Annotated in this window: 7 protein-coding genes; 3 read left to right on the top strand and 4 right to left on the bottom strand. The window is 73.0% G+C overall.

From position 1 onward, the window contains the following. Positions 1-376: 376 nt before the first annotated feature. Complete coding sequence (locus ACFY8O_RS21285) at positions 377-934, bottom strand: MarR family winged helix-turn-helix transcriptional regulator (protein ID WP_145807624.1); 558 nt, start codon at positions 932-934, stop codon at positions 377-379. Positions 935-1,071: 137 nt separating this feature from the next. On the opposite strand from ACFY8O_RS21285, the gene ACFY8O_RS21280 reads away from it, so the two are divergent. After that, a complete protein-coding gene (locus tag ACFY8O_RS21280) occupies positions 1,072-2,367 on the top strand; it encodes an MFS transporter (protein WP_387904587.1) in 1,296 nt (431 codons plus the stop codon). Between the two features lie 6 nt (positions 2,368-2,373). Here the strand turns inward: ACFY8O_RS21280 and ACFY8O_RS21275 are convergent, their stop codons facing one another. Together ACFY8O_RS21275 and ACFY8O_RS21270 are read right to left on the bottom strand one after the other, a co-directional pair. Further along, positions 2,374-4,074, bottom strand: a complete 1,701-nt coding sequence (locus tag ACFY8O_RS21275) for an ATP-binding SpoIIE family protein phosphatase (RefSeq protein ID WP_387904531.1) — start codon at positions 4,072-4,074, stop codon at positions 2,374-2,376. A gap of 325 nt (positions 4,075-4,399) precedes the next feature. Next, complete coding sequence (locus ACFY8O_RS21270; protein ID WP_387904528.1) at positions 4,400-5,824, bottom strand: NAD(P)/FAD-dependent oxidoreductase; 1,425 nt, start codon at positions 5,822-5,824, stop codon at positions 4,400-4,402. A 383-nt stretch (positions 5,825-6,207) separates the two neighbouring features. Between ACFY8O_RS21270 and ACFY8O_RS21265 the strand changes: the two genes are divergently transcribed. Both ACFY8O_RS21265 and ACFY8O_RS21260 read left to right on the top strand, forming a co-directional pair. Further along, entirely contained in the window at positions 6,208-7,011 is an 804-nt protein-coding gene (locus ACFY8O_RS21265) for a TetR/AcrR family transcriptional regulator (RefSeq protein WP_387904526.1), read from the top strand. A gap of 875 nt (positions 7,012-7,886) precedes the next feature. After that, positions 7,887-9,911 carry a sigma-70 family RNA polymerase sigma factor gene (locus tag ACFY8O_RS21260; protein ID WP_387904584.1) on the top strand — a complete coding sequence of 675 codons (2,025 nt, stop codon included), beginning with the start codon at positions 7,887-7,889 and terminating at the stop codon, positions 9,909-9,911. Here ACFY8O_RS21260 and ACFY8O_RS21255 read toward each other — a convergent pair. Further along, positions 9,898-13,128, bottom strand: a complete 3,231-nt coding sequence (locus tag ACFY8O_RS21255; protein ID WP_387904523.1) for an ATP-binding protein — start codon at positions 13,126-13,128, stop codon at positions 9,898-9,900. The two genes, ACFY8O_RS21260 and ACFY8O_RS21255, sit on opposite strands and share 14 nt — an antisense overlap. Positions 13,129-13,215: the final 87 nt, after the last annotated feature.

The raw sequence follows: 13,215 nt of genomic DNA, 5'->3' as shown, positions 1-13,215 counted from the left end.
ACTCTTTCGTGTCCGATTCCCGGTCGAAGCGGGTTACTGCTTGTTTCGCTTTCCAGTTCTTCGCTTTCGCGTTTCCCTTTCCGGCGAGTCCGACTCTATCAGATCCTTTCGGGCCTGATTCCCAGTCAGCGGGCTTTGCCATCCCGGCCGTTGGGCCGTTCCGACGCTCAAACTCTAGCGGATTCTCCCGGCAGCTCATAATCGAGCCTTCGAATTAAATTCCGGGCATGCCGAAATTCTCCCCGGTGGGAGATCGTGCTGAGTTTGGTTGCCGCATTCGCGGCGGATCGGCTGCCGCCGGACCGTACCGGCTCCGTGACAACTCGAAGAACCTTACGGATGGAGGAGGGCCGTGTCAACCCCTCCCGCCGGCCCGTCAGTCCAGGTCGAGAAGCCTGCCACCTGCGTCCGGCTGCTCGTGCTCCACGCGGCGCAGAAGGCGGATCAGTATCTCCCCGAGTGCTCCGCGCTCGTCGCCCGAGAGGTCCTGGAGCAGGTCCTCCTCGAAGGTGCTGGCCATCCGCATCGCCTCGAGCCACTTCGCGCGGCCCTCGTCGGTCAGTTCCACGATGACACGCACCCGGTTGTTCTCGTCCCGGTCCCGGGTCACCAGACCGTCGCCCGCCATGCGGTCGATGCGATGGGTCATCGCGGCCGGGGTCAGGCCGAGGCGCTTCGCGAGCTCCCCAGGGCCCAGTCGGTAGGGGGCGCCCGCCACGACGAGGGTCTTGAGGACTTCCCACTCCGCATTGCTGATCCCCAGGGTCGCGACCTGTCTGCCGTACGCGACGTTCATCCGCCGGTTCAGCCGGCCCAGCGCGGAGACGATCTGCTCGACCTGCGGGTCGAGGTCCCGGAACTCGCGCTGGTAGGCCGCGATCTGCTCGTCGAGGCCCGGCTCCTGGAGCTCGGGCTGCTCGGTGGTGTCAGACATGGCGGGAGTATCGCACGCTCTTCCTCGCCATCGAAGTCCTTCGAGCTGAAGACTTCAGCATCGAAATTTAGTGTTAAAGTCTATGGGTTCGTGTTCTTCACAGTTCATGTTTGAGGTAGGTGAGTGTGACCAGGGAGATGGGTGCAGCGCTGCGGCGGATCCAGCTGGGCAGCGCGCTGAGCGCGTTCGGCCTCGGGTTCACCGTCCCGTATCTGTACGTCTACGTGGCGCAGGTGCGGGATCTCGGTGCCGGTACGGCGGGCGTCGTGCTGGCTGTCTTCGCCATGGCCGCGCTGGCCGTGCTGCCGTTCACGGGACGGGCCATCGACCGGCGCGGCCCCTTGCCCGTGGTGATCGTCGCCGCCGGGGCCGCCGCCGTGGGCGCCTGCGCCCTGGGGGTCTCGGACAGCGTGACGGCGGCGGTGCTGTCCGCCGCGGTCCTCGGTGCGGGTACCGCCGTCATGCAGCCGGCGCTGGCGACCATGCTGGTGTGGTGCTCCACCGCCGGGACACGGACGCGCGCGTTCGCCACACAGTTCTTCCTGCAGAACCTCGGTCTCGGCATCGGTGGCCTGGTCGGCGGCCAGCTGGTGGACGTCAGCCGTCCGTCGAGCTTCACCATGCTGTTCCTGATCGAGGCGGCGATGTTCCTGGTGCTCGGCGTCGTCGCGGCGACGGTCCGCATGCCCCGGGCCCCCTCCGTCCGCGACACCGCCTCCGTCGAGGGCGCCGCCCCCAAGGGCGGCCTTCGGGTGCTGCTCTCCCACAGGGCGATGGTGCAGCTCTGTGTACTGGGCTTCGTCATCTTCTTCGCCTGCTACGGACAGTTCGAGTCAGGCCTCGCCGCCTACGGCACCGAGGCTGCCGGAATCGCTCCGTCCACGCTGGGTGTCGCGCTGGCGGCCAACACGGCGGTCATCGTCGTCGCGCAGTTCGTCGTGCTCCGTCTGGTTGAGCGCAGGCGCCGGAGCCGGGTCATCGCCTGGGTCGGCCTGATCTGGGCGTTCGCCTGGATCGTGGCGGGATACGCGGGACTCGGTCACGGCAGCCAGACCATGGCGACCGCGGCGATGATCTCGACGTACGCCCTGTTCGGCCTCGGTGAGTCGATGCTGTCGCCGACGGTCGCCCCGCTGGTCGCCGATCTGGCGCCGGAGGCCATGGTCGGCCAGTACAACTCGGCGTTCGCCCTGGTGAAGCAGTTGGCGCTGGCCGTCGGACCCGCTGTGGGCGGGCCCATGGGAGCGACGCTGCACGGGCCGTACATCGTGACCTTCGTGCTCTTCTCCCTGGGCATCACCGTGCTGGCGCTGAAGCTGGGCCGGCAGCTCACCCCCGCGCAGGACGCGCCGCTCGCGACGGTGCCGTCCCGGGTGGTCGCCGTGTCGCTTCCGGGGACCGAGCCGGCCGCCGCTTCCGCCGGCGTTCGCTGACGGGTCTCAGTCCGGCAGCGAGAATTCGCACCAGACCGCCTTGCCCCCTCCGGGGGTGCGGCGGCTGCCCCAGGACGAGGCGATGCTGGCAATGATGGAGATGCCGCGTCCCGCCTCGTCCGCGGGTTCGGCGCGGCGTCTGCGGGGCAGATGGTCGTCCCCGTCCGTCACCTCGATGATCAGCCGGCGGTCCGTGCGGCGCAGTCCGAGCCGCATGGGGGGTGTGCCGTGCTGGAGGGAGTTCGCCACGAGTTCGCTCGCGGCGAGGACTCCCAGATCGCAGAGCTCCACGGGGAAGCGCCAGGACGCCAGCACACCCGTGGCGAAGGCGCGGGCCCGGGGCGCCGCCTCGATCCCGCCGAGCAGTTCGAGCGAGGCGTTGTGGAACAGCTCCGCGCTCGCGCCCGTGCGGGCGGGATGCTGGACGACGAGCACCGCCACGTCGTCGTCGTGCTCCGCGGTCACCCCCAGGGAGCGGATGAGCCGGTCGCATACCACCTGGGGTGAGCCCTTGGCACCGGACAGGGCCCGCTCCAGGGAGGCGACGCCCTCGTCGATGTCCTCGCTGCGCCGCTCCACCAGTCCGTCCGTGTAGAGGACGGCGGTGGAGCCGGGCGGCAGAGCGATCGACCCGGAGGTGTGGAGCCAGCCGCCGGTGCCGAGGGGCGGTCCTGTCGGGTCCTCCGCGCGGTGGACCGTACCGTCCTCGTCGCACACGAGGATCGGGAGGTGGCCGGCGGAGGCGTAGACGAGGTGGCCCTCATTGGGGTCGTGCACCGCGTAGACGCAGGTGGCGATCTGGCTGGCGTCGATCTCGGCCGCCAGGACGTCGAGGAGCTGGAGCACCTCGTGGGGCGGGAGGTCCAGACGGGCGTACGCGCGGACCGCGGTGCGCAGCTGGCCCATGACGGCGGCGGCCCGCACACCGCGCCCCATCACGTCGCCGATGACGAGCGCGGTCCGCCCGGCGCCCAGGGTGATGACGTCGTACCAGTCGCCGCCCACCGCCGCGTCGGTGCCGCCCGGCTGGTAGGTGGCGGCGATGCGCAGGTCGTCCGGCTGTTCGAGGTCCTGGGGGAGCAGGGAGCGCTGGAGGGTCACGGCCGTCTCGCGGTGACGGCGTTCGCTGGCGCGGAGCCGCTCCGCCGCCTCGGCGTGGTCGGTGACGTCCGTGGCGTACACGAGGACGCCCGCTTCACCGCCCGGGTCACCGGCCGTCACGGGGGTGCACGTCACCGTGTAGGAGTTGCCGGCGCGGACCTTGCGGGACTTGACCGTGCGCGGGGTCCCGCTGCGCAGGACCTGGTCCATGAGGGGCAGGAGGCTGAGCTCGGTGAGCTCGGGCATCGCCTCGGCCGCGGGTGCGCCGCACACGCGGGGGCCGAAGGCCGAGGTGTAGGCGGCGTTGACATAGGTGACGCGGTGCTCGGGGCCGTGCAGCAGCGCCACGGGGGCGGGGAGCCGGCCGAGGAGCTCACGGGCGGGCAGGCCCTCCAGGGAGGGGCCGGACACGGGAACGGAGGGTTCCGGGGTCTCGTCCGGGGGTGTGGCCACGGACGAGACCTCGGCCCGGGCCGGGGTCTCGTCCGGGGGTGTGGCCACGGACGAGACCTCGGCCCGGGCGGCGGGCACGGAACTGTGCTCGTCCCGCGCGGCGGCTCGACGCTGCGTTCCGGGAAGGCGGGCACTCCAGCGCGTGAAGTTCACGGATTTTCTGGCCTCGTGTGTCGGTCTGGTCCGCTCGGGCGAGCTGCTTCGTCTGCTGGTCCTGTGCCGGGCCCCGCGGGTGCTTCTGCCTGGTCGGGGCAGCGGGGACGGGCTCCCGGGAATGCGCAGCCGGGCCTCTTCATTGCGGTTGATCTCGCTGGCGGTCACTGTAGGTGACTGCCCACCGGGTCACTCTGCGCAGGTGTGGGCCCACCTATGGTCACACGTCCAGTGTGACCGACCGTACTGACAGTTGCCCCACGGCTGCGGGTCGGATCGCTGAATCACAGCCGTTCCGCCGGGAAACTCTGCGCCTGGCGCGGTGTCAGCCCGAGGTTCCCGGCGGGCCGCCCTCCTCCGTGCGGCGCTCGTCCTCCGTGCGGCGCTCGTCCCTCGTCCGGCGGTCGGCCGGAAGGTTCGGGTGCACGTGTCCACCGGCGGCGAGGGCGAACTCGGCGCGCGGGTGTTCGAGCGAGCCGAGGGAGACGATCTCCCGTTTGAACAGTCCCGCCAGCGTCCACTCAGCAAGGACCCGCGCCTTCCGGTTGAACGTCGGTACGCGGCTGAGGTGGTAGACCCGGTGCATCAGCCAGGCCGGGTACCCCTTGATCTTGCGGCCGTACACATGGGCGACGCCCTTGTGCAGGCCGAGCGAGGCGACGGACCCGGCGTACGCGTGCCGGTAGTCCTCGAGGGGCCGGCCGGCGAGTGCGGCGGCCACGTTGTCCGCGAGGACCTTGGCCTGGCGCACCGCGTGCTGGGCGTTCGGCGCGGTCTCCGTCCCCGGTTCGGAGGACGTGAGGTCGGGTACGGCCGCCGCGTCACCGGCCGCCCAGGCGTGCTCGACGCCCTCCACGCGCAGCGCGGCGGTGCAGCGGATCCGGCCGCGCCCGGTGAGCGGGAGGTCGGTGGCGGCGAGGATGGGAGCGGGCTTCACACCCGCCGTCCAGACCAGGGTCCGGGTGGGGAAGCTCGAACCGTCGCTGAGCACGGCGACCCGCCCCTCGCAGCTGTCGAGACGGGTGTCCAGCCGTACGTCGATGTTGCGGCCCCGCAACTCCCTGACCGCGTACTTGCCCATCGCCTCGCCGACCTCGGGGAGGATGCGTCCGGTCGCCTCGACCAGGATCCACCGCAGGTCCGCAGGCTTGATGTTGTGGTAGTACCGCGAGGTGTAGCGCGCCATGTCCTCCAGCTCGGCGAGCGCCTCGACGCCCGCGTACCCGCCGCCGACGAAGACGAAGGTGAGGGCGGCGTCGCGGATGGCGGGATCCCGGGTGGCCGAGGCGATGTCCATCTGTTCGATGACGTGGTTGCGCAGGCCGATGGCCTCCTCGACCGTCTTGAAGCCGATGCCGAAGTCGGCGAGACCGGGGACGGGCAGGGTGCGCGAGACCGATCCCGGCGCGAGGACCAACTCGTCGTACGGGATCTCCAGAGCGCCTGTGCCGTCCTCACCGGTGGCGAGCGTCGTGACCGTCGCGGTGCGCTTGGCGTGGTCGATGCGTTCCGCCTCGCCGATGACGATGGTGCAGTTCTTGAGGACCCTGCGCAGGGGTACGACGACATGGCGCGGCGAGATGGAGCCCGCTGCGGCCTCCGGCAGGAACGGCTGGTACGTCATGTAGGGCTCGGGCGTGACCACCACGATCTCGGCCTCGCCGCTTTTCAGTCTCTCCCGCAGCTTCCGCTGGAGACGCAGCGCGGTGTACATCCCCACGTAGCCGCCGCCGACGACGAGAATGCGCACACTTGGCCGGGTGCCGGGGGACGTCCCCCGGGAATCTGGTGCCATCACCATCCCATGACGCAACGGACTCCTGTGTTTGTCCACAGGCCTGGCAAATTGTGTGACCGGAGCTCTCCGGTCACCGGGCGTGCGGCGGCGCTCGCGCGATTCCGGAGCTGCGCAGGTCAGATAGGCCGGAAGGGTGGTCCTGCGGGGGCCGAATCGAGGCCCGGCAGGTCCTTGCTCCGATCGGGGGGCGCTCCGTGCGGAGCTACCCCCTTCTGAATTGAGCCGGGCTCAACTATGTTCGTGTCTCGTCGGGGTGTCGGATTCGTACGAAGGTCCACACGCCGGCCGACAGGCGGGGAAGTCTCCGGGGGGAGACGTCATAACCGGGGGAAGTTATGCACATTCAGGATTTGCATGGGCCGAGCGCTGTCACCTCGTCCACCGAGGGGCACGCACGGCTGGGGGCTCTGGGCACGGTCGCGTCAGCAGCGGCTTCGGGCGACACGAGTCGTTCCGTCCCGCTCCGCGTGGACGCGCAGCGCAACCTCGAACACGTCCTGCGCGCCGCGCGCGAGGTGTTCGGGGAGTTGGGCTACGGGGCGCCCATGGAGGACGTGGCACGCCGCGCCCGGGTGGGTGTCGGCACGGTCTACCGGCGCTTCCCCAGCAAGGACGTGCTGGTGCGCCGCATCGCCGAGGAGGAGACCTCCCGGCTCACCGACCAGGCGCGCTCGGCCCTCGGACAGGAGGACGAGCCGTGGTCGGCGCTCTCCCGGTTCCTGCGGACCTCGGTCGCGTCGGGAGCGGGACGGCTGCTGCCGCCGCAGGTGCTGCGGGTGGAGGCCGCCCCGGAGGAGCAGGACGCGATATCGGGCGCGGGCGCGCCCGAGGGTGAGAGCCGCGTGCCGCATCAGCGGCAGGGTGTGGGGCTGCCCGGGCTCCGGGTGGCCGGTCAGCGTTCCGAGGCCGAGGAGGGCCTCCACGACGACCCTGGAGCGACCGAGTTGCTCGAGGTCGTGGGCCGACTGGTCGACCGGGCTCGGGAGTCGGGCGAGCTGCGGGGTGATGTGACGGTGGGCGACGTGCTGCTGGTCATCGCCACGGCTGCGCCCGCGCTGCCGGACCCCGCTCATCAGGCCGCCGCTTCCTCCCGGCTGCTGGACATCCTGCTGGAGGGCCTCCGCTCGCGGCCCGCGTAGGGCGCGTTTGTGGTGAGGGTGCGTCCGGCGGGAAGCCCGGCCTTGCGGCGCGGAGTTTGTGTCCCGGCCGGGGGTGGCCTCCGGCTGGGAGCCGCGTTCCGGCGTATGCGTCCCGCCCGCACGGGAGGAGATCCGACCCGCGCGGCAGCCCCGCTCGGACGCGAGCGTTCCCGCTGGGGCCACGGAAGTCCCGCTGGGGCGTGCGCGGTCCCAGGACGGTTTCGCGTACGTCGGACCGGGTGCGCCGGGCCTGACGCCGGTACACCCGAACCCGCTCGGGGTGGGGGGCCCGCTCGGGGTGGGGGCCCTTCGGGAGACGGCTGACTCAGTCCGCGTGGGTGGGCCGCGTGGGCTGGGAAGCGCCGAGCGGGTCCGGCCGGCTCGACAGGTCGGCTCGTGCGGGGATGCTCGGGCCGGAGGCCCGTTCGAGGTCGCCCGACTCCCCACCCCGGTGGGCGGGGGCCACCAGAGGGCCGCCGCGAGGCCGACCAGCCCGGCAGACCAGCCCACTTGGCGAACGCCCGGGTCCGGCCGGCTCGGTGGACCGACCCGCCCGGAGGACACCGCGCGGGCCCGCCCCGCCAGGTAGCCCTCTCGGGACACGGCCGGCTCCGCCCGCGTGCCCGTCAGTGCGGCAGGCATACCGGGTCCTGGAGCGGCACGCCGTCGGCAGGCGATGACGCCCCACGTGGCCGGACACCGGTGCGAATGTGGGCCGTTGCTCCTGCCCCCCAGGAGTGATGTCGCACCTCCGGGCCCGGGAAGACACCCCGGACGAGTGGTTGCCCCTCTGCCCAGGGTTCGCCGCGGCAAGGCTCTGTGGCACTCTGGCCCCGGTATTACGGGTCCGAGGACGCATGACGGGGGCTTCCGCGATGAGCGGTGACGCGCAGCAGGAGGAACCGGAAGACAGCATCGCGACCGCGGGTGGAGGCGGCAGGAGCGCGGAGGCCGGACGCCCCGAAGCCGCTCGAGGTCCGGGCCCGGCTGCCGAGCCGGGAACGCGGCACGGCAGCTCCGTCGCGGAACGCGCCGAGGACACCCCCGAAGGCGGCACCGTGCTGCCCGGGCCCTGGCCGACGGCCGTCGACGAGGGCGAGCACGGCAACGACGCCGCGTACGTCGTCCCGTTGCAGCGTGAGGGACGCGCGGGATCCGCCGACCTCGAACCGTCCGACGCACAGCTGATCGAGGGCATGCGCGCGGGCGACGACCAGGCGTACGAGGTGCTGTTCCGGCGCCACTCGGCCGCGGTTCGCCGCTATGCCCGCACCTGCTGCCGGGACGCGGACACGGCCGAGGACCTGACGGCCGAGGTCTTCGCTCGGACCCTCCAGGCGGTGCGCGGCGGCAAGGGACCGCAGGAAGCCGTCCGGGCCTACCTCATGACGGCCGTACGGCATGTCGCCGCCGCCTGGACGAAGAGCTCGAAGCGCGAGCATCTGGTCGACGACTTCGCGGTGTTCGCCGCGCAGGCCACGCGCTCCTCCGAACTGTCCGATGCCGACACCCTCGAACTCGGCGCCGACGTGCTGGCCATGCACGAGGCGGACAGGTCGATGGCCATGCAGGCCTTCCGCAGTCTGCCGGAGCGCTGGCAGGCCGTGCTGTGGCACACCACCGTGGAGGAGGAGTCGCCCAGCGAGGTGGCTCCGCTGTTCGGCCTCACGGCCAATGCCACGGCGGTCCTGGCCGTCCGGGCCCGTGAAGGGCTCAAGCAGGCCTATCTGCAGGCTCACGTCAGCCAGTCGCTGACGGCGGGCGGCGACTGCGCGCGCTACGCCGACCGGCTCGGCGCCCACGCCCGCGGCGGCCTGCGCACCCGGGCCGAACGCGGCCTGCGCAAGCACCTGGACGAGTGCGCGAAGTGCCGGGTCGCCGCAGGTGAACTGGACCGCGTGAACGCCGGCATCCCGGCGCTGCTCCCGGTCGCCGTCATCGGCTGGTTCGCCGCCGGTTACACGGTCAAGGCGGCCGGCCTCGTGGCGGGCGGCGCGGCCGGCGTGGCCGGTGCGGGAGCCGCCGCGGGTGCCGCTGCCGCGGCCACGGGCAGCACGTCCTCCGGCGGTGCGGCGGCGGGCGGCGCCGCCGCGTCGGAAGGGCTCGGCGCCCCGGTGAAGGCCGGCATCGCCGCAGCGCTGGCCATGGCCGCGGCAGCCGGTCTGGTGTGGGCCATGGCCGGTGACGACCGGCCCGCGCCGGAGCCCCCGCCGCTGGCCAAGCCCCCGGTGGCCGCCCCGGTCACCCCTTCGCCGCCGGCTCCCCCGGAGCCGGCGCCGGAACCGCCCGCCACACCCGCGCCCGCAGCCCCGCCCGCCCCCGAACCGACGCCCACGCCCACGCCGACGCCCCCACCGACGCCGACGCCCCCCGCCCCCGAGCCCTCACCCGAGCCCGCCACGCCGGAACCCGCACCGACGCCGGAGCCGCCCGAGCCCACGCCCACCCCGGCACCCGCGCCGGAGGTCTACCGGGTGAACGAGCTCGCGTACTCCGTCCTGGGCGACCACACGGGGCCGGAGATCCTGCTGGGGCGGAGCAGCGGGCTGTTCTGGCAGCGCAGCGGGCTGTCGATCGCCTCGACGACGTACGCCCACGGGGTGACGGCGCACTCCCGCTCGTCGGTCACCGTCCAGCTGAACCGGCCGTGCACCCGCTACGAGGCGATGGTGGGCGTCGACGACATGACCCTGGGGCTCGGCGCCGTGCGCTTCTCGGTGTACGACGGCGGCGGAGCACAGCTGTGGCAGTCCCCCGTGATGCGGGGCGGGGCGCCGGCCGTACCCCTGAGCGTCGGCATCGAGGGACAGGCAACGATCCGGCTCGTGGTGGAACCCGCGGGCTCGCTCGGCGCAGTGGCGCTGGCCGACTGGGCGGATTCCCGGATCAGCTGCCGCTGAGCTCCTCCGTGACGCGGGTCAGCAGGACGACCACGTCCTCCGCCGTCAGCTCGCCGCCCGCGGCGCACTCCTCCTCGTACCGCCGGGGGTCCAGTGCGTCGCGCAGCTGTTCCGTCGCCTCGGTCACCTCGGTCTGTTCGACCGGTGAGCGGGGGCCGTTCACGCGCCACACCTCGGTCGCGGCGAGGACCCGGGCCGCCTGGGCGAACCGGTCCAGACGCACCAGCATGATCCCGGCCGCCTCCGCCAGGTGGGCGGTGAAGACCTCCGCGCAGCCGGCCGCCACGGCCAGGGTCAGCGCCCCGGTCACCTCGCGCAGTCCTTCGGCCGGCCCGCCCGACGCCTCGAACACGCTGATGCGCGCCGAGATCCCCTGGAGTGCGGCCGTGAACTGCGGCGGTCTGCTTCCGTACGCCTGGCCCCCGAGCGCCGCATCGGCGTACCGGCGCGCCACGGGGATCTCGCCCGCCGTCAGCGCGATCGCCGCCCGCAGGTAGTCCACGTAGGCGCGGGCGTCCCGCACCTGCCGGCGCTCCGCCTCCGCCTCCGCCTCGTCGAGGCCCTTGCGGGCGGCGTCCAGGTCCCCGCTCCGGTAGGAGAGTTCGGCGAGGCGGCCCAGCAGGAAGGGCGTCTCGGCGTGCGCTCCGACCTCACGGGCGAGGTCCAGCGCTTCCTGGTAGGCCACCCTCGACTCGTCGAACCTCCCGCGCGTCATCCCGGCCTCCGCCGCGGCGGAGGCCACCTGGGCGCGCAGGTAGCGGTCACCGACCCGGCGGCTGAGGGCGCGCAGTTCGGCGATGTCCTCGTCGATGCCGGCCATCCCCCGCGGGGTGTCCACCAGCATGTGCGTACGGGCCATCAGCATGACGCCGTACTCCCAGTCGCCGCCGTACTCGCGGGTGTGCGCGATGGCCGCGTCGAAGGTGGCGTGCGCGTCGGGGGTGTACTCACGGCGCATGTACGAGGTCATCGGCCAGAGCAGTCCGGGGAAACGGACGGACTCCGGGCCGCCCGAGCTGAAGGCCTCGGTCACCTGGCTGACCAGGTCCTGGAACGCCTGGTCCTCGTGGATGTGCTCCACCGGACGGCTCTCGACGGCGAGGAAGAACCGCAGCATGTGCGCGTGCATGCGGGGCCAGTAGCGGGGGTCGCCCGGGTCCTCGGGGTCCTCGCCCAGCGCGACGGCGCGGTCCGCCCAGCTCAGGCCCTCGTCACGGAAGTTGCGCAGCCACCAGAACCACCCCATGGCCAGCACCAGACGCAGCGCGTCCGGCTCGGAGGGCCGGACGTCCACCGCGTGGTGCAGGGCGGCGCGGATGTTGTCGAGGTCCCTCTCCAGGCGGCGGATCCAGACGAGCTGGTCCCCCGAGCGCAGTTCCGGGTCCGCCTCCTCGGCCAGCGCCGTGAAGTGGGCGAGGTGGGCGGCGACGGCCTCCGCCAGGAGGCCGGGGGTCTCGGCGGCTCGCTCGATGGCGTACTCGTGGATGGTCTCCAGGAGGCGGTAGCGCATCTCCGCCCCGTCGCTGGGGGTCGCGACCACGAGTGACTTGTCGACGAGCGCGCCGAGCAGCACGGAGGCGTCCGGGCCGGCCATCGCCTCGGCGGAGGCCAGGTCCCAGCCGCCCGCGAAGACGGAGACCTGCCGCAGGAAGGTCCGCTCCTCCTCGTCCAGCAGGTCCCAGGACCAGTCCACGACCGCCCGCAGGGTCTGCTGGCGGGGCAGCACGGTGCGGCTGCCGCTGCTGAGCAGCCGGAAGCGGTCGTCGAGGCGGTCCGCGATCTGACGTGGGGTGAGCAGCCGGAGGCGGGCGGCGGCCAGTTCGATGGCGAGCGGGAGCCCGTCGAGCCGGCGGCAGATCTCCGCGACGGCCTCCGCGTGGTCGGCCGCCACGGCGTCCGGGTCGAAGTCCGGCCGTACGGCGTGGGCGCGCTCGGCGAACAGGCGGTGGGCCGGGTCCGCCGGCAGGGGGTGGACGGGGCGGACGGCTTCGCCCGGCACGCCGAGGGGTTCACGGCTGGTGGCGAGGACGCGCAGCCGCGGGCAGTGCGTCAGGAGGGTCTCGGCGAGGGTCGCCGCCGCGGCGATGACGTGCTCGCAGTTGTCGAGCACCAGGAGGAACGGGCTGTGCCGCGACCGGTGGGAGAGGTGGTCGACGAGTTGTGCCGTGGGGTCCGCGGGGACGGTGTGCGCCTCGCGCGACCCGCCCTGCAGGAGAGCCGTCGCCCGCAGGCCGAGGGCGGAGAGTACGGCTCCCGGAACGGCCGAGGGATCGTCGACCGGGGCGAGTTCGGCGATCCAGGCGCCCTGGCCCGCCGCCGCTTCCTCGGCCAGCCGGGTCTTCCCTGAGCCTCCGGGCCCGGTGAGGGTGACCAGGCGGGCCCGGGACAGGTCGGAGCGGATGAGACGGATCTCGGATTCGCGTCCGACGAAGGAGGTCAGTCTGGGGCGGATGTTGCCCTCGGCGGGCAACGGGTCTCCAGGGGGCGGTGTGCGGGGCTCCCCGGCGGTGAGGAGCTCCCTGTGGAGCGCGGTGAGCTCCGGTCCGGGGTCGGTGCCCAGACCGTCCGCCAGTGCCCGGCGGGCCTTCTCGTACGCGACGAGTGCGTCCGCCTGCCGGCCCTCGGCCCGCAGACCGCGGATCAGCTGGGCGTGCAGGGGCTCGTGGTACGGATGGGCCGCGGTGAGTTCACCGAGTTCCGGGACGAGTCCCGCCAGGGCCCCGCGCCGTAGGTCTGCCTCGATGCGCTGCTGGAGCGCGGTGAGCCGTCCGTCCTCGGCCTGGAATCCGTGCGCGTGCCCCGGAAGGTCGGTGAGTGCGGGCCCGCGCCACAGGGCGAGCGCCTCGCGCAGCGTGCGCGCGGCCCGCTCGGGCTGCCCTGCGTCGAGCTCGGCGGCGCCTCGGCGGGCGAGCGCCTCGAAGACGTACAGGTCGATGTCCTCGGGCCCGGCCGCGAGCCGGTAGCCGCCGGGGGTTGCGGTGACCGCCTCCTTCCCGAGGGCCCGGCGCAGCCGGCCGACGAGTGCCTGCAGCGCGGCGGGGGCGTCCTGCGGGGGGTCCTCGGCCCAGACGTCGTCGATGAGTTCGGACACGGGCGCGGGACGGCCCGCACGCAGGGCGAGTGCCGCGAGCAGGGTGCGCAGTCGCGTACCGCCGACGGGCAGCGCACCGCCGTGCTCGTCTCGCGCCTCGGTGACGCCCAGGATCAGATACCGCACCGGGCCATTGTGTCGCGGCGGGCGGCCCCCTAAGAGCGCGGCGGGACACTGCCTGCCGGAGCGCGCGCGCCCTTCCCGGCCGGCGCG

It is taken from the genome of Streptomyces argenteolus (genome assembly GCF_042902585.1).
Lineage (GTDB): Bacteria > Actinomycetota > Actinomycetes > Streptomycetales > Streptomycetaceae > Streptomyces > Streptomyces argenteolus.
This window is presented reverse-complemented; position numbering and strand designations above follow the sequence as displayed.

Coding starts and splice junctions, on each gene's coding strand:
- ACFY8O_RS21280 (WP_387904587.1), top strand. CDS start 1,072: ATGGGTGCAGCGCTGCGGCGGATCCAGCTGGGCAGCGCGCTGAGCGCG.
- ACFY8O_RS21260 (WP_387904584.1), top strand. CDS start 7,887: ATGAGCGGTGACGCGCAGCAGGAGGAACCGGAAGACAGCATCGCGACC.
- ACFY8O_RS21265 (WP_387904526.1), top strand. CDS start 6,208: ATGCACATTCAGGATTTGCATGGGCCGAGCGCTGTCACCTCGTCCACC.
- ACFY8O_RS21285 (WP_145807624.1), bottom strand. CDS start 934: ATGTCTGACACCACCGAGCAGCCCGAGCTCCAGGAGCCGGGCCTCGAC.